Consider the following 16,908-nt stretch of genomic DNA (forward strand, 5'->3'; position numbering starts at 1 on the left):
GTCAGCCCGCGTTCTTGACGATTTCGGCCCAAGCGGCCTCGTCGATCACGTCTATGCCAAGGGCGGCTGCTTGTTTCAGCTTTGACCCGGCACCGGGTCCTGCAACGACGAGGCCGGTTTTTGCCGAAACGGAACCGGCAGCGCGCGCGCCAAGCGCTTCGGCTTGGGCCTTGGCTTCATCGCGGCTCATCGTTTCCAGTTTGCCGGTGAAGACAACGATTTTTCCGGCCACCGCGCTGGCTTTGGTTTCAACGATATAATCGGGAGGTGAGACTTCCGAGAGCAGGTCTTCCCAGACTTCGACATTGTGCGGTTCGTGGAAGAAATCGGCAAGCGCTTCGACCACGACGGGGCCGACGCCGTCGATTGAAAGCAGTTCGGCGACGGCTTCGTGTTGAACGCCATTCGTGTCCGGCGAAGTCGGCGCAGCTTCATTTGCCCGTTCTGCGACGGCGCGCAGCGCGGGGAGCGTGACGAAGCGCTTCATCAGATCGCGGGCTGTTACCGCGCCGATGTGGCGGATGCCGAGGCCGAAGAGCAGGCGTGCGGCATCGGGTGAGCGCTTGGCTTCGATGGCTGCCAACAGGTTGTCCACAGACTTATCCTTCCAGCCTTCGCGCCCGACGATGTCGGCACGGCGTTTTCGCAGCCGGAAGATGTCGGCAGGGCTGTTCAGCCAGCCAAGCTGGTAGAACTCGACGATTGTCTTCTCCCCCAGCCCTTCGATATCGAGCGCGGGGCGGCCAACGAAGTGCTTGAGGCGCTCGACGCGCTGGGCGGGGCAGATCAGGCCTGCGGTGCAGCGGACATCGACTTCGCCTTCTTCGGCAACGGCTTCGGACGCACATTCTGGGCAGTGATCCGGGAAGTCGTAGGGATCGCGAGGCTCTTCGCGGGTCAGGTTCTCGACGACTTGCGGGATGACGTCGCCTGCGCGTTGCAGCACGATGCGATCACCCACGCGCAGGCCGAGACGCCCGATTTCATCGCGGTTGTGGAGGGTGACGTTGGTGACTGTGACTCCGCCAACGAGGACGGGCTTCAAGCGGCCAACCGGCGTGAGCTTGCCGGTGCGACCCACTTGGATATCGATGGCTTCGAGTGTGGTTTCGGCGCGTTCGGCAGGGAACTTGTGCGCCATTCCCCAGCGCGGGGCCTTGGCGACGAAGCCCAGCCGCTCCTGCCAATCAAGCCGGTCGACTTTGTAGACAACGCCATCGATGTCGTAGGGCAAATCCGGGCGTTGCTGGCCGATGTTCCGGTAGTGGGCGATGAGGTCTGCTGTTGTGGGGCAGCGCACGAGCAACGGCGAGACGGGGACGCCCCAGCGCGCGATCTTCTGCATCATCTCGTACTGGCTTGCGGCGGGCACATCACTCGCTGCGCCCCAGCCGTGGGCAAGAAAGCGCAAGGGGCGGGCCGCGGTTACGGCTGCGTCCTTCTGGCGCAAAGATCCGGCAGCGGCGTTACGCGGGTTGGCGAACAGCTTTTCGCCTTTGGCTTCCTGCGCGGCGTTTAACGCGATGAAATCGGACTTGGCCATGTAGACCTCGCCCCGGATTTCAAAGACGGCGGGAATGTCGAACAGCCCCTCGCCTTGCAATTCCTGCGGAATGTCCGCGATGTGGGCGACATTGGCAGTGACGTCTTCACCCACTTGCCCATCGCCGCGTGTGGCAGCGCGGACGAGTTTGCCGTTTTCATAGCGTAGCGAACACGACAGGCCGTCAATCTTGTCCTCGGCAGTCATCACAACTTCGGCATCATCGCCAAGCGCGAGGAAGCGGCGGACGCGGGCGACGAATTCGGCAACTTCGTCATCGGTGAAGGCGTTGTCGAGGCTCATCATCCGCACTTCGTGGGCGACCTTGCCCAGAGGTGACGCGGCGACTTCATGGCCGACAAGCGCGCTGGGGCTGTCAGGACGGATCAGGTGCGGGAATGCAGCCTCAAGTTCGGCATTGCGGCGGACAAGCGCGTCATATTCGGCGTCCGACACCTCGGGCGTGTCTTCGGCATGATACAGCCGGTTATGCTTGGCGATCAGCTTTGCGAGCCGCATCAATTCATTGGCGGCTTCGGCTTCGGTGATTTCGACGCTCAATGCTTGCCCCCTGCCCTCTCGACCTCGGCCCTTGCGCCAAAGCCGGCGATTATCGGGCGGGCTTTGCGGATGGCTTCTTGAACCTGAGGCAAGCCCAAGCTGGCCTTGTGTGAGGCTTCGTCTTTCCAGACTTCGGTGATCCAGATGGAATTCTCGTCCGCTTTGTCACGCCAGATCACATAGGACAAGTTGCCGGGCATGTCGGCGCTGCCTCCACTAAGATAGTCTATCAGTTCATCGCGTTTGCCGGGGGCGGACTGCATCTGGCCAATGATGGCATAGACCTGTGCGGGATCGATTTCTTCCATCGTGTGGCCCCTTGTGGCGAACAGGAGTGCGGCTGCGGCGCTGCCGATGAAGGTGCGGCGATCTGGAGTCATGCCTGCTCCAGCAAGCGATCTGCCTGTGCGCGGGCCTCGGCGGTCACTTCGGCGCCGGAGAGCATGCGCGCGATTTCTTCCTTGCGGGCAGCAGCATCAAGCAGGCCGACCGAGGTGCGGGTGACAGTACCTTGGGACGATTTGGCAATCATGTAGTGCCTGTCACCACGCGCGGCGACTTGCGGGCTGTGCGTGACGGCGAGGAGTTGGCCGGCAGACGCGAGGCGCGCAAGGCGTTCTCCGATGGCGCTGGCGACTGCGCCGCCAACGCCGCGATCAATCTCGTCGAAGATGATCGTGGCGGCCCCGCCCTCTTCTGCCAGCGCGACTTTGAGCGCGAGAATGAAGCGCGAGAGTTCGCCGCCTGAGGCGATTTTGCCCAGCGGTGCAAAATCGGCTCCAGGGTTGGTGGAGATAAGAAATTCAACCGCGTCCATGCCGCCTGCCCCCCAGCGATCTTCAGGCAAGCGCAAGACGGCGGTGTGGAATTTGGCCGCGTCCAGTTTCAACGGAGCGAGTTCTGCTGCAACGGCCTTATCAAGCCGGCTAGCGGCTTCGGCGCGGATGACCGAAAGAGCTTCTGCTTTGGCCTGATAATCAAGCGCGGCTTCGCGGGCGGAGCGTTCAAGCGTGCCGATTTGTGCCTCACCGCCTTCAATAGCGTCGAGAGCTGCGCGCATTTCGATCATTTTGGCGGGCAGTTCATCGACCGTGCAATTGTGCTTACGGGCAGCCGCGCGCAGTTCGAACAGGCGGGTTTCGATGCGATCCAGCATGGCTGGATCGTGGGCAAGCAATTCAGCGGCGCGGGCAAGCTTGTCTTCAGCCTCGCCCGCCTCGACCACCGCACGGTCGAGGGATTCCAGAGCTTCGGCCAGCATCGGGTGTTCGCTGGCGATACGATCAAGCCGGCGGGCGGCACTGCGCAAGCCTGCCAGTGCAGAGTCAGAGCCTTCCCAAAGGCGTTGCAGTTCAATCAGGTCGCCCGAAAGGCGTTCACCCTTTTGCATATCGGCGCGCTGGCCGGCGAGTTCGTCTTCCTCGCCTGCTTCGGGAGCCAAAGCGGCAAGTTCGGTGAGGTGTGCGAGGAGCAAGTCTTGCTCTTCAGCGGCCTTGCTGATGGCAGCGCGGGCCTGTGCCAGCGCGTCTTCTGCTTTGCGCCATTTGCCCCACGCCTGTTCGACTGCGGCAACTTCTCCACCAGCGTAACGATCAAGCAAGGCGCGGTGGCCGCGCGCGTTAACGAGGCCGCGATCATCATGCTGGCCGTGGAGTTCCACAAGATTGCGGGCAATATCCCGCAAAAGCGCAACGCCGACGGGCTGATCGTTGATGAAGGCTTTGGAACCGCCATCAGCCTTTAAGCGGCGTTTGACGATCAGCGGTTCACCCGGTTCAAGATCGACGGCGGCATCGGACAGCGATGTACGGATGGGATCGGGAAGCTGGGCAAATTCAAACGTGGCGGTGACACTGGCCTGATCTTCGCCGCCGCGCACAAGGCCGCTATCGGCGCGATCACCCAGAACGAGGCCGAGCGCATCAAGCAGGATCGACTTGCCCGCGCCGGTTTCTCCGGTCAACACACCGAGGCCGCCGCTGAACGAGAGGTCCAGCGCTTCGATGAGCACGACGTTGCGGATCGATAGGCTGGTGAGCATTGCGGTTGATTCTCTAGCGGCTTGTTCGCGGTTCGTCACCTGTCGATGTCATGTTACGTTCTTGTCTTGTTTCACATGCGTGACACCCTGCCACACGGACGCAACGAGAATCCGCCAAAGCGTGACGAACTGATGAAAGGTGCGCTTCATGGCTTCTCGCGCGAAATCGGGCGGTTCTGTCCCGTTTAAATCCTCGGCAGATCTGTTTGCGTCGATACCAGCATGGCTGGACATGCCAGAACCGCGAGGGTTCCGGCCCAAGCGAAAGCTGCGCACAGTATGGATTTCCGACCTCCATCTGGGCACCCGGGGCTGCAATGCTACCTTGCTGCTGGACTTCCTGGCGTCGATTGAGTGTGAGACGCTCTATCTGGTCGGCGATATTGTGGATGGCTGGCGTTTGAGCAAGGGCTGGTACTGGCCCGATGCACACAACGAGGTGATCCGCCGCATCCTGAAGATGGCGCACCGCGGCACGCGGGTGGTGCTGATCGCGGGCAACCATGACGAGATGTTGCGCCCTTATGCAGGGATGGAATTTGGCGGCGTGGAACTGGCACTTGAGGCCATCCACGAAACGGCGGACGGACGGCGCTTGCTGGTGACTCATGGCGACGGCTTTGACGGCGTGGTGCTTTATGCCCGCTGGTTGGCCTTTGCAGGGGACAAAGCCTATTCGCTGCTGCTGCACGCGAACGGGTGGTTCAATGCGGTGCGGCGGCAGTTCAAGATGCCGTACTGGTCGCTTTCGGCTTATCTGAAGAAGCGGGTGAAGAACGCGGTCCAGTTTGTCTGCGACTTTGAAGAAGCTGTGGCCCATGCCGCGCGCGACATGGGCGTGGACGGAGTGGTCTGCGGGCACATCCACTGCGCCGAAATCCGCCAGATCGGCGACGTGACCTATTATAACGACGGCGATTGGGTGGAAAGCTGCACCGCTCTGGTCGAAGAGCGCGATGGCGCAATGTCGATCATCGACTGGGCCGAAGAGACGCGCCGTGCGGCGGCGGTGAAGGCTGCGCTGGCGCCCATTCCTGCACTTGAGGAGGAATTGGCATGAGGATCGCGATCTGCACGGACGCCTGGCATCCGCAAGTCAACGGAGTGGTCCGTACTCTGGCTGCTACAGTCGAGCGCTTGAGCGCGCGCGGGCATGAGGTTGAATTGATCACGCCGGGGCAATTCCGCACAATGCCCCTGCCCGGCTATAGCGAAATCCGGTTGGCGATGGCTCCACGTTTTGGCACGCGCCGCACTTTGGCCGACTTTGCGCCCGATGTGGTGCATATCTCGACCGAAGGTCCTATTGGCTGGAGCGCGCGGAGTTGGTGCAAGGCCAATGGCGTACCGTTTACCAGCGCATTTCACACGCGCTTTCCCGACTATGCCGCCGCGCGCACGGGTTTGAACGCGGACATGTTTTGGCCTGTCATGCGCCGCTTCCATGCGCCAAGCCGTGCGGTTTTGGTATCAACCCCGACACTGGCAGGCGAATTGGCAGCGCAAGGCATTGGCCAGACACGTATCTGGACCCGGGGCATTGACCGCACGTTGTTCCGTCCGGGTCACGCCATCCTGCCCGCACTAGCCGGGATCGCAAGGCCTGTGTTGCTGAGCGTCGGCCGGGTGGCGATTGAAAAGAACCTGACAGCGTTTCTGGACGCCGATGTCGAAGGCACGAAAGTTGTCGTCGGTGACGGTCCGGACCTGATCCGCCTGAAGGCGCGCTATCCTGATGTGCGCTTTTTGGGCGCGCTGCATGGCGAGGCGTTGGCGCAGGCCTATTGCTCAGCTGATGTGTTCGTATTCCCCAGCCGCACGGATACTTTCGGATTGGTGATGATCGAAGCGCTGGCTTGTGGTGTGCCTGTAGCGGGCTACCCTGTGGCAGGGCCACTCGATATTGTCGGAGCCGGTGGCTACGGGCCTGGCGCAGATTTGCCGATGAAGATTGGTGCGCTTGACGAGGATTTGAGCGTGGCCATCCAGAAGGCACTGCGCTGCGATAAATTGGGCGCTGCGGTGCATGGCGCTTCGTTCAACTGGGACCGCGCGACAGATCAATTCATTGATGCGGTTAGCGAAGTTGCAAAGCCGGTGAGGCAATTGCAGGTCGCCTGAGAATCATTGTTAAGAGGGAGAAAGGCCCGGCAAGCGATTGAGCTTGCCGGGTTTTTAGTTACGCCAAGTCGCGGACTTTGGGTTCGCGTGCCCAGTGGCGGACCGGGCCAACGGTGAGGAGTTGGTCATTGGGGACCACACCTTCGTCTGGAAGCACACCCGCCTTGTCGAGGATCACTTGTGTGCCTTTGCAATGGGCGATGGTTTTGCAATGGCCATAGGCATCCATGAACCACTGAACCGCCGCGCCTTGGGTGGCCAGTTTGGCTGCGGCGTCTGGCATCAGAACAGAAGCGACGGCATCAAACAGGACCGAAGGCGAGCCTTCCAGTTTGCCGTGGGCTTTTAGCGTGCCCCCTTTGACCGGAATACCGCCGACTTTGGGGGCGACAAGGAAGACCGTGCCGCCTTCGGCTTCGATACCTTTTGTCAATTCATCAATGGTCGCCTTATCCGAACCATCTGCAAAGAGAATACCGACTTTCCGGCCTTCAAATGTCTTCATGGCTTGCTTCTGGATCGACAAGGCATCGGATAGTGGAAGCTTGACCGCCTTGCGGGCGGCAGGTGCAGCCTTGGGCAAGTCCATGGCCAGACCATCGGCCACACGCGCAGCCAGATCTTCATCCACATTGCGCAGGCGTGAAAGCACGCGCAGCCGAACGTGTTCGAGGCTTACTTTCGAGAGTTCGAACACCAGTGCAGAGGCGATGTGTGCCTGTTCATTGGCGGTCTGCGAGAGGTAGAACATCGTCGCCTGGCTGTAATGATCGGCGAAAAGTTCGGCGCGGACGCGGACCTTTTCGGTGGGATCATTGCGTTCGGCGTTCTCGGCAAAGCTGGTGAAACCGGTGGCAGGTGCTGCGCGCGGGCCTGCGTCCTCGCCTGCTTCATCAAGGCTGTTGGGTTCGTAATTGGCGCGACCTGTCGGCACGAGCGTTTGCATCATCCCATCGCGCTGCATGTTATGGAAAGGACACTTGGGGGCGTTGATGGGTATCTGGTGGAAGTTGGTGGTTCCAAGACGCGATTTTTGCGTATCGAGGTACGAGAACAAGCGCCCTTGGAGCAGCGGGTCATTGCTGAAATCGATGCCCGGAATGACGTTTGTCGGCAGGAACGCTACCTGTTCTGTTTCAGCAAAGAAATTGTCGACATTGCGGTTGAGCGTCATCCGCCCGACGATATCGACGGGGATGACTTCTTCAGGGATGAGCTTGGTCGCGTCGAGCACATCGTAAGGCTGCTGGGTGGCCCATTCTTCGTCGAACACCTGAACGCCCAGATCCCATGCGGGGAAGTTTCCGCTATCAATGGATTCGAACAAATCGCGGCGGTGAAAATCCTGATCGGCTCCGGCGATTTTGACAGCTTCGTCCCAGACCAGCGATTCAAGGCCGAGCACTGGCTTCCAATGGAATTTGACGAACTTGCCCTCGCCCGCATCATTGACGAAGCGGAAGGTGTGAACGCCAAAGCCTTCGATGTTGCGCAGCGTCCGTGGGATCGCGCGGTCAGACATGGCCCACATGATCATGTGCATGGCTTCGGGCATAAGGCCGATGAAATCCCAGAACGTATCATGCGCGCTGGCAGCCTGCGGATAGCCCCGGTCAGCCTCCATTTTGACAGCGTGGACGAGATCGGGAAACTTCATCGCATCCTGGATGAAAAACACCGGGATGTTGTTGCCGACCAGGTCCCAATTTCCCGCTTCGGTGTAAAATTTGACGGCAAAACCGCGAACATCCCGAGGGGTGTCGACCGAGCCAGAGCCGCCTGCAACGGTGGAAAAGCGCACGAACACGGGGCAAGTTGCGCCCACTTTTTGCAGGATCGCGGCTTTGGTGAGGCCGGGGATTGCCTTGGTGCATTCAAACACACCATGCGCGCCCGATCCGCGCGCGTGCACGATGCGTTCAGGGATACGTTCGTGATCGAAGTGGAATATCTTTTCACGCAGTACAAAATCTTCGAGCAGCGTTGGCCCGCGCGCGCCTGCCTTCAAGCTGTTTTGATTATCGGCAATGTGGTGACCGAAGTTGTCAGTGAGCACGGAATGGGCTTTGCCGGTATCTAGCGTGGTATTCTGATGGGTTTCGCCACCTGCACCTTCATCTGTCTTATAAGAAGCTGCGCCCTGTCCCGGCTGATGATCGTGAAGCGCGTTGTCGAGTGTGGGTGACGAATCGGCGGTTGATGATTGAGCGTCGGGTTTCATGGAAGTCTCCGAACAAGCAGTGCGAAAGCGCAAGCAAAGGGTTGCGGCTTGAACGGTCAGTGCCGCGGGCGGTTCCATGGGCGGCACAATTGTGTGTTGGAAAGGTGTGGCAATAGCGGACTGATCTCGTTAGGTTTTGTCGCTCGATAAACCGTATGCCGAGGACGATTTTCTGTGATTGCTTGCTTTGCCGTTCTGGCAACCGCTGCCGCGCTGTCCGCGCAGGTGCCAGCGCAGGACATCACGGCAGATTCCGAGCTTCTGCCACCAGGCGTGGCCGCCGTCCTTGATGCGGCTTTGGCATCGGACGATGCGGCAGGGATCGAGGCGGTGGCGCGATTTGCGCGGCAGGCGCACCCGCAGACGATTGCCGAAATTGACCGGCGGATTGCAAACTGGCGAAACGCGGCGGGATTTGTTGCCCTTGCATCAAACTCTCTCTCGCCCACCCCTATGACCAACGCACCAGCTTTCACGCAGGATACGGTGGCTGACGCCGTCCCTGTGATCAGGAAATGGACAGGTGAAGGCGAGATCGGTGCGTTTACCAGTAGCGGCAATGCGCCCGGGGTCGGCTTTGTCGGAAGCGTCAAATTGCTGTTGGAAGGCCAGAACTGGCGGATCGGATCGGCGGGCCGCGTTGACTATCAAGAGATCGCAAACGTAGTGACGCGCGATCAAACCCGTCTTTCGGCCGAACCGAATTACAAGTTCAGCCAGCGCGGCTATGTTTTCGGGCTGGGCCAGTACGAAAAGGACCGTTTTCAGGGCTTCATGTCGCGGTACAGCATGTCTGGCGGATTGGGGTATAGCCTGTTTGCGCAGGACAACGCCAAAGTGAACGTCAAGGCAGGCCCGGCCTGGCGGCGCACGACAGCGACGACCGGAGAACAGGAGACCATCGTAGCGGGGCTGGCCTCGGTCGACGTCAATGTAAAGCTGACGCCTTCATTGCAGTTTACCCAGGATGCCAGCGCTTATGTCGATGCTCACGGCAGCACGCTTTATACGCTGGCTGCGCTGGATACGAAGTTGCTGGGCAAGCTGAAGGCGCGCTTTTCGTATATGGTGCAGCATGAAACCGCACCGGAAACGGGAGGCGTGGGGACCGATGCAACCAGCCGGCTGACGCTGGTCTACGGGTTTTAGCGCGGGGCCATACGTCCCGAGCCTTAGATGGCAGTGGTGCCCGGAGCGTGCTTGTTCATCAGATTGAACGAGCGTTCGTACCACTTGCTACCGGGATAATTTGCACCGAGAACGGCAGCGACCTTTTGCGCTTCGACCGGCAGGCCAAGCGAAAGGTAGCTTTCAACCAAGCGGTACAAGGCTTCAGGCGCGTGGCTGGTGGTCTGGAATTTGTCCGCAACGGTCCGGAAGCGCAATGTACCGGCAAGCCATTTGCCGCTGCGCTGGTACATCCGGCCGATTTCCATTTCCTTACCCGCAAGGTGATCATTGATCAGATCGATCTTGAGGCGGGCATCGGCGGCGTAATCCGTGTTGGGATAGCGGCGGACCAGTTCATTCATCGCGGTCAACGCTTGTTGCGTGATCTTCTGATCGCGGGTGACGTCGCTGATCTGTTCGTAATAGCAAAGCGCGATCAAATAGTAGGCGTAAGGCGCGTCTTTGTTGCCGGGGTGGATCGACAAGAAGCGCTGCGCCGATTGCACCGACTTTGAATAATCGCGCGAGACGTAATAGCTGAACGCGCTCATCAACTGGGCGCGGCGGGCCCATGGCGAATAGGGATGTTGGCGTTCAACTTCGTCAAACAGCGCAGCGGCCTGTTTGGAATCACCACGATCAAGCCGGTCTTTGGCAGCCACATAGAGCGTATCCACGTCGCGGGCGACGTAAGCGACGTCCTTTTTGCCTTTACTACCGGCACAGCCAGCGGTCAGTCCCATAGCGACTGTGGCAGCAGCAAGGATGGCGAGGCGCAGCGGGCGGCGAAGGCCGGATTGCGTTTGAGCAGAAGACGTCATGGTGACCCTATAGCCAGCCGGTTCCTGAACGCCAAGTGAAGTTCACCACCCCACCACAGCTTTCGTTGTTTATCGAGGGGACGGAGATCACGCGTCGGTGAACGGCGCTTCAATCGCAATGGGATCAGCCAGCGACAGCCGGTCAAGGATTGCGGCGGTTTCATCGCGCAACAGCAGCATCAAACCGCGCAACCGGCATTCAGCTTCGGGCAGGCAATTGTTGCATGTTTCATGGGCGTTGCGGCTGGCGCAAGGAACAAGCGCGAGGCTGCCGCGTGTTAGGCGAATTATATCACCATAGCGGATATCGACCGGTGGCAGCGCCAGTTCATACCCGCCATCGCGGCCACGGTGAGAAATCACGATTCCTTCACGCGCCATTTCAGAAAGGATGACGGTGAGGAACTTGCGCGGAATATTTTGCGTTTCGGCAATCGCATCAAGCCGAACGGCGCCTTGGCCCCAAGTACCGGCCAAGTGCTGCAATGCCCGAATTGTATAGCGCGTCTTTTGCGAAAGCATGGTTAAGAAATGGATGTTCGAACGCAAAAGTCAACGGGGATGGTAGAATTAACCCTTCGAATTTGGAACGACGCACAAGTGCGTACCCCGTGGCGGGGCCCTGCGAATTACCGCGCTGATTGGCCGAGAAACGCAATCAGATCAGCGCGATCTTGCGCATTGACCATGGCCGGAAAAGCCATGCGGTTGCCGGGAATGAATTTTTTCGGTGAAGCCAAATAGGCATCGAGCGTGGCTGCGTTCCACACCACGGCTTTGTCTTTCATGGCCGTAGAATACGTGAACTTAGGCATGGTGCCTGACGTACGCCCGACGATACCTTTGAGCGATGGCCCAAGCCGCGTTGCACCGGTGTTGAGATCATGACAGGCGGCGCACCGTGCGAACACTGTTTTGCCGCGCGCAGGATCGCCCGCAGGCTGCGCCGTTGCGACGCCAGAAAAAGCAAGCGCAGCGATTGCGGTCAGGGCAAAACGCGTCATGGCAGAAGATCCTTTGAACATAAACGATGCCGTAGGCTGGCAAGGCTTTCGCAGCCCTGAATAAGTCAGCCTTTTGCCGGAGCCAGCAAATAGAGCTTCATCAAAATGCGGAACAATTCGGACTTTTCCCGCGACGTGAGGCTGGATGTCACGACTTCTTCATGATGGACAATTGCGGCGCGCGATTGGGTCAAGACATCCTTGCCTTCATCGGTGATCCACAAGCCCCCTGCTCGCCGATCAAGCTTTGATGGCTCATTGAGCAGAAAGCCGTTCTTGATCAACTGGCGCACGAATTGGTGCACGGTGGGGCGTTCGATCTGGAAGAACTTGGACAAATCCGTCTGTTTAACGCCCGGGTTCGCGTTTACCAGCCACAGGATTGCAACCTGTTTTGGCGTCACCCGGAGCGGATCGAGCTGCTTTTCAAGCCGCGTGACGAACAACGTGTTCACCGTACCGACGTGAAGCCCGAGGACGGAATCAATACCGTCAAGATCCAGTTCTGGGACAACCGACTGCCGGGTAATCACTGCCGTGGCCACACAAGGTCCTTCCAACGCAAGGTGATCAAGTGCCCGGTTCAAGGCAAGTTTGCCAGAATTCCGGGGAATTTGATTTCGACGCCCTTAGTTAAGCCGACAATTTTGTGCAATGCGGTTTGACAACACAACAAAGCTGTACCGGATTGCCGTGAGCACATTAGCCGCGCAGTTTCCAGCCAATCTGGTTGGGTGCATCGGCATAAGGGAAATGATGGATGTTTGCGAAAAGGATCGGGTCGGTTACACTATCGTTGGCCGTTGCAGTTTGCCCGGTGTTGGCAGCAGACGGTCCGGCGGCCCCTGCACCTTCGCTGACATATGCCTTTTCGGTACGCGCGACTTTGGATCCGGTCGTTGAACAAGGCGAAGTTGATAGCGGGCGGCGGCGCTTTATTCCTGTCACAGGGGGCACCGTTGACGGTCCCGCCATGTCCGGAACCGTGCTGCCGGGGGGCGGTGATTGGCAAGTCATTCTACCCGGTGGCCTGACAAGCATCGAAGCGCGCTATTTCATCAAGGCCAGCGACGGTACAGTCATTGAAGTGACCAATCCCGGCGTCCGCACGGCAGCGCCCGATGTCATCGAAAAACTGGCAAAAGGAGAGCCGGTTGATCCTTCGGCATACTACTTCCGCACCACGCCGCGTTTTGTGGTGAAGGATGGGCCACACGGGTGGATGCGACGCAAGGTATTCGTCGCGCGCGGGGTACGGAACCCGGACAACGTGGTGATCGACTTCTATACGGTGGAATGAACTCTCAGGCTTCGACCGGCGCGGTGGTGAGGCCCAGCGCCGGAATGCCGACCGAACGCCTGCCGCCGTAATCGGTGCGCACCACGATCAAGTCGCTCTTTTCAAGGTGTTCCAGCAAGCGGCGGATGCGGCCCGATGAGCGGGTGCCGTAAATGGTGGCAAGAGCTTCGTCATCAGGGCACGGCGCACCTTCGGCCGCAGCGCGCGCCAACACGAGAAACGGGGCGAGCAGGTCATCGGCGACATCGCGGGCGATGTGCAACAGATCGGCCCATCGGGCTTCGCTGTCATCAGCGATACCAGCCACGGCCATGGCGAAGCGGCGGCGGAAAACGTTGAGGTCCATTCCCGGCAAGATGCGCAACATGCGACAGCGCACGGTGAAATCCTGATAAAGCTGGGCGGCAGGCTGGAAAGTGCAGTCCGGCTCCAACGCCATTTCTGCCAGCACGGCGGCAATGCTGGCGGCGGTTTCTTCTGCGGCGAACAGGCTGGGCTCAACCGGCGGTTCAACCTTTTCGCCCGCTGGCACAAATTCGGCGATCCGGCCGAGCAATTCATCGCTTTCCACCGGCACAACTTCCGGTTCGGGCGGGCGCGGAATGGGCTCCATAGCCAGTGGTTCTGACAGGAGGAGCGATTCCATGGCGGCACCGCCAGCATTGGGCAGTGGCATAAGCCCGTGAATGACGTTGCGCGCGCTGGTCTGCACATCGGCGATGCGCACACCGACCGGACGGCGGGCGATGGCGGGGCCGAGGCCGAGGAAGTGACCACGTTCGAGATCACGGATCTGTTCAGCCTGTTTGCGTTCCATGCCGAGCAGATCGGCAGCGCGGGCCATATCGATATCGAGGAATGTGCGGCCCATCAGGAAATTTGACGCTTCTGCCGCCACGTTCTTGGCAAGTTTTGCAAGGCGTTGTGTGGCGATGACGCCGGCAAGGCCGCGTTTGCGGCCACGGCACATCAGGTTGGTCATGGCTGACAAGCTGAGGCGGCGCACTTCGTCCGACACATCGCCAGCGGCTGCGGGCGCGAACATCTGCGCTTCATCGACCACGACGAGCGCGGGATACCATTCATCGCGCGGGGCATCGAAGAGGGTGTTGAGGAAGACGGCGGCACAGCGCATCTGCGCTTCGAGTTCGAGGCCGTCCAGCGTGAGGATGACCGAGGCGCGGTGTTTGCGGATGCGCGCGGCCAGCTTGGCGATTTCAGCGGCGTCATAGGCCGAACCATCGACAACGACATGGCCGAAGGCATCAGCCAGTGTGACGAAATCGCCTTCGGGATCGATCACGACTTGTTGAACGATGCTGGCGCTTTGTTCAAGCAGACGGCGCAACAAATGCGACTTGCCCGACCCGCTGTTACCCTGCACCAGCAGGCGGGTGGCCAATAGCTCCTCGACGTCGATCCTGACAGGGGCGCCGGACCGGTCGGCACCGATGACTATGGTTGCGCTCACGCTGGCTTCTGTGGCGTAGTGAGGCAGAGTCGGCAAGGCCGGACCTGCGCTATTTCCCCGACCTTATGGCAATATGAAATAAGACGGCGACGTGGCCATTGTATGCCACGCCGCCGTCCTGCGACCCGAAAGGGCTGAGGGGGAGCGCCCCTTCCGGAAACCGCTGATTAGTTGCGGATCAAGTGATCGAAGGCTGAAAGTCCTGCCTTTGACCCCTCACCCATGGCGATGATGATCTGCTTGTACGGTACGGTCGTCGCATCACCTGCTGCAAACACGCCGGGAAGGCTGGTGGCGCCGCGCGCATCGACTTCAATTTCACCGCGCGGAGACAATTCGATCGTGCCCTTCAGCCATTCAGTGTTGGGGACAAGGCCGATCTGCACGAAGATGCCTTCGAGTTCGACGGTGTGCAGTTCGTCGGTCTCGCGATCCTTATACACAAGGCCCGTTACCTTCGCGCCATCGCCGAGCACTTGCGTGGTGAGCGCTGAGGTTACGATGGTGACATTGGGCATCGAGCGCAGCTTTTTCTGCAAGACGGCATCGGCGCGCAACTGGTTGTCAAATTCGATCAGCGTGACGTGCGCGACGATCCCGGCAAGATCGATTGCGGCCTCAACACCCGAATTGCCGCCGCCGATGACCGCCGTGCGCTTGCCCTTGAACAGCGGGCCATCGCAGTGCGGGCAATAGGCGACGCCCTTGTTGCGATATTCATCTTCGCCGGGCGCATTCATCTGCCTCCAGCGAGCGCCGGTGGAAAGGATGAGCGTCTTGGTCTTCAGGCTGGCGCCGTTTTCAAGACGAATTTCGTGCAGGCCATCTGCGCCTGCGGGCACAAGTTCGATGGCCTTTTGCAGGTTCATCACGTCAACTTCGTATTCCTTGACGTGCTGTTCCAGTTGAGCAACCAGCTTTGGCCCTTCGGTGTGCTGGACCGAGATGAAGTTTTCGATGCCCATCGTATCAAGCACTTGCCCGCCAAAACGTTCGGCAACGACACCGGTACGGACGCCTTTGCGGGCAGCGTAGATAGCCGCAGCAGCGCCAGCAGGGCCGCCGCCGATGATCAGGACATCGAACGGGTCCTTCGCGCCGATCTTTTCAGCAGCACGCGAGGCGGCATTCGTATCCAGCTTTGCCACGATCTGCGCGAGGTCCATGCGGCCTGAACCGAAAGGCTGGCCGTTCAGGAATACGGTGGGCACAGCCATGATCTGGCGACGCTCAACCTCTTCCTTGTACAGTGCACCATCGATGGCGACGTGGGTGATATTGGGGTTCAGCGCAGCCATGATGTTCAGCGCCTGCACCACATCAGGGCAGTTCTGGCAGGTCAGCGAGAAAAACGTTTCAAAGTGCAGCGGGCCATCAAGGCCGCGCACCTGATCAAGCAGATCGGCGTCCTCCTTGGGCGGGTGGCCGCCGACATGCAGCAGGGCGAGGACGAGCGAGGTGAATTCGTGCCCCATGGGCAGGCCAGCGAACACGGCTTGCGCGCGGCCTTCATCGGCCCGGATCGCAAAGCTGGGTGCGCGTTCATCCGTGCCATCAAAACGGGCGGTTACCTTGTCAGACTGGGCCGCAATCTCTTCGACGAGCGAGCGCATTTCGGCCGACTTGGGCGATTGATCAAGGGTTGCGACCAGTTCGACCGGACGGCGCAGGTTGGCAAGATAGGCCTTGAGCTGGGCGGTGGTTGGGGCGTCGAGTACGGACATGGAAGCAAACCTTTCGGGCATACGGCACCGCACGTCACCGGCTGGTCGGCGCGCGGAATAGCGTTGCGGGGAGTATCGAGAAATCGTGGAACCGGTCGGCCGCCCAGCTTTGGCACGGCCCGTCCGGGGAAAACTGGAAGGAGTGGGCCCCACGAGGCCCGCCCCTTCCAAAAAACATCAGATCTTGCCGACGAGGTCGAATGACGGAGCAAGCGTTTCGCCGCCTTCTTCCCACTTGGCAGGGCAAACCTGGCCTGGATTTTCACGCCAGTACTTGGCAGCCTTGATCTTGCGCAGCAATTCGGTTGCGTTGCGGCCCACGCCTTCTGGCGTGATTTCAACGAGCTGGATCGTGCCGTCAGGATCGGTCACGAAAGTGCCACGGTCCGCAAGGCCGACGCCTTCGCGCAGGATGCCGAAGTTGTTCGAGATGGTGTGGTTCTGGTCGCCCAGCATGTAGTAGTTGATCTTGCCAACTGCTGGCGAGCTGTCGTGCCATGCCTTGTGGCTGAAGTGCGTGTCGGTGGATACCGAATAGACTTCGACGCCCATACCCTGAAGTTCGCCATAGATGTTGGCGAGATCTTCGAGTTCGGTCGGGCAGACGAAGGTAAAGTCGGCTGGGTAGAAGAAGAATACGCCCCACTTGCCGACGACGTCCGCATCGCTGACATCAACGAACTTGCCCTGATGGTAGGCAGTTGCCTGGAACGGGAGAAGCTTGGTTCCGACGATCGACATAAGCTCAAATCCTTCTGATTGGTCGGTTGGGAAACACTGTGTGATGCTGAGGTAGTGCATCGGAGTCGCTTTTTCCAATGAGCAATTCCGCCCTCATTGATTGAGTTAATCGATCAATAGCGAGATTATTGACAGTTCAGTTAGTGAACAATGCATTGTCGGGTTCGGTGGACTCATCTGATGAAGCGCT

At 59.7% G+C, this 16,908-nt stretch carries 16 protein-coding genes; 4 read left to right on the forward strand and 12 right to left on the reverse strand.

What is annotated here, in order from left to right; genetic code table 11:
* Position 1 precedes the first annotated feature (1 nt).
* The 3 genes from ligA to recN are packed head-to-tail and all read right to left on the reverse strand — an operon-like array spanning position 2 to position 4,145.
* Positions 2-2,104: an NAD-dependent DNA ligase LigA gene (ligA, locus tag B7Y89_RS05195; protein ID WP_292936379.1), complete on the reverse strand. Its 2,103-nt coding sequence runs from the start codon at positions 2,102-2,104 to the stop codon at positions 2-4.
* A complete protein-coding gene (locus B7Y89_RS05200; RefSeq protein ID WP_292936380.1) occupies positions 2,101-2,484 on the reverse strand; it encodes a putative quinol monooxygenase in 384 nt (127 codons plus the stop codon). The genes ligA and B7Y89_RS05200 overlap by 4 nt, the downstream gene beginning before the upstream one ends.
* Entirely contained in the window at positions 2,481-4,145 is a 1,665-nt protein-coding gene (gene recN, locus B7Y89_RS05205; protein WP_292936527.1) for a DNA repair protein RecN, read from the reverse strand. The genes B7Y89_RS05200 and recN overlap by 4 nt, the downstream gene beginning before the upstream one ends.
* Positions 4,146-4,377: 232 nt before the next feature.
* On the opposite strand from recN, the gene B7Y89_RS05210 reads away from it, so the two are divergent.
* Together B7Y89_RS05210 and B7Y89_RS05215 are read left to right on the forward strand one after the other, a co-directional pair.
* Positions 4,378-5,205 (forward strand): UDP-2,3-diacylglucosamine diphosphatase, encoded by an 828-nt coding sequence (locus tag B7Y89_RS05210; protein ID WP_292936528.1) that lies wholly within the window; start codon positions 4,378-4,380, stop codon positions 5,203-5,205.
* Positions 5,202-6,266: a glycosyltransferase family 1 protein gene (locus tag B7Y89_RS05215; RefSeq protein WP_292936381.1), complete on the forward strand. Its 1,065-nt coding sequence runs from the start codon at positions 5,202-5,204 to the stop codon at positions 6,264-6,266. Before B7Y89_RS05210 ends, B7Y89_RS05215 begins: the two co-directional genes overlap by 4 nt.
* Before the next feature lie 58 nt (positions 6,267-6,324).
* Here B7Y89_RS05215 and B7Y89_RS05220 read toward each other — a convergent pair whose 3' ends face one another.
* A complete protein-coding gene (locus B7Y89_RS05220) occupies positions 6,325-8,487 on the reverse strand; it encodes a catalase (RefSeq protein ID WP_292936383.1) in 2,163 nt (720 codons plus the stop codon).
* Positions 8,488-8,661: 174 nt separating this feature from the next.
* Here B7Y89_RS05220 and B7Y89_RS05225 point away from each other — a divergent pair, with 174 nt between their 5' ends.
* On the forward strand, positions 8,662-9,636 hold the full coding sequence (locus tag B7Y89_RS05225) for a DUF481 domain-containing protein (protein WP_292936385.1): 975 nt from the start codon (positions 8,662-8,664) through the stop codon (positions 9,634-9,636).
* A 23-nt stretch (positions 9,637-9,659) separates the two neighbouring features.
* On the opposite strand, the gene B7Y89_RS05230 is transcribed toward B7Y89_RS05225, so the two are convergent.
* From B7Y89_RS05230 to B7Y89_RS05250, 5 genes are all read right to left on the reverse strand, one after another.
* On the reverse strand, positions 9,660-10,478 hold the full coding sequence (locus B7Y89_RS05230; protein ID WP_292936387.1) for an outer membrane protein assembly factor BamD: 819 nt from the start codon (positions 10,476-10,478) through the stop codon (positions 9,660-9,662).
* Between the two features lie 87 nt (positions 10,479-10,565).
* Positions 10,566-11,000 carry an Rrf2 family transcriptional regulator gene (locus tag B7Y89_RS05235; RefSeq protein ID WP_292936388.1) on the reverse strand — a complete coding sequence of 145 codons (435 nt, stop codon included), beginning with the start codon at positions 10,998-11,000 and terminating at the stop codon, positions 10,566-10,568.
* 107 nt (positions 11,001-11,107) lie between these two features.
* A complete protein-coding gene (locus B7Y89_RS05240) occupies positions 11,108-11,482 on the reverse strand; it encodes a cytochrome c family protein (protein WP_292936390.1) in 375 nt (124 codons plus the stop codon).
* 65 nt (positions 11,483-11,547) lie between these two features.
* Positions 11,548-12,027 carry a MarR family transcriptional regulator gene (locus B7Y89_RS05245; RefSeq protein ID WP_292936392.1) on the reverse strand — a complete coding sequence of 160 codons (480 nt, stop codon included), beginning with the start codon at positions 12,025-12,027 and terminating at the stop codon, positions 11,548-11,550.
* Positions 12,028-12,184: 157 nt separating this feature from the next.
* Entirely contained in the window at positions 12,185-12,457 is a 273-nt protein-coding gene (locus B7Y89_RS05250) for a hypothetical protein (protein WP_292936533.1), read from the reverse strand.
* Between B7Y89_RS05250 and B7Y89_RS05255 the strand changes: the two genes are divergently transcribed.
* Positions 12,369-12,782: a DUF3237 domain-containing protein gene (locus tag B7Y89_RS05255; RefSeq protein WP_292936530.1), complete on the forward strand. Its 414-nt coding sequence runs from the start codon at positions 12,369-12,371 to the stop codon at positions 12,780-12,782. The genes B7Y89_RS05250 and B7Y89_RS05255 overlap by 89 nt on opposite strands.
* Positions 12,783-12,786: 4 nt before the next feature.
* On the opposite strand, the gene B7Y89_RS05260 is transcribed toward B7Y89_RS05255, so the two are convergent.
* The 3 genes from B7Y89_RS05260 to ahpC form a co-directional block, all read right to left on the reverse strand.
* Entirely contained in the window at positions 12,787-14,253 is a 1,467-nt protein-coding gene (locus B7Y89_RS05260; protein WP_292936394.1) for an ATP-binding protein, read from the reverse strand.
* A gap of 167 nt (positions 14,254-14,420) precedes the next feature.
* Complete coding sequence (gene ahpF, locus B7Y89_RS05265; protein WP_292936396.1) at positions 14,421-15,977, reverse strand: alkyl hydroperoxide reductase subunit F; 1,557 nt, start codon at positions 15,975-15,977, stop codon at positions 14,421-14,423.
* A 177-nt stretch (positions 15,978-16,154) separates the two neighbouring features.
* The gene (gene ahpC, locus B7Y89_RS05270; RefSeq protein ID WP_292936398.1) at positions 16,155-16,718 is read right to left on the reverse strand and encodes an alkyl hydroperoxide reductase subunit C; all 564 of its coding nucleotides are present in this window, start codon (positions 16,716-16,718) and stop codon (positions 16,155-16,157) included.
* Positions 16,719-16,908: the final 190 nt, after the last annotated feature.

It is taken from the genome of Novosphingobium sp. 32-60-15 (assembly GCF_002280675.1).
Lineage (GTDB): Bacteria > Pseudomonadota > Alphaproteobacteria > Sphingomonadales > Sphingomonadaceae > Novosphingobium.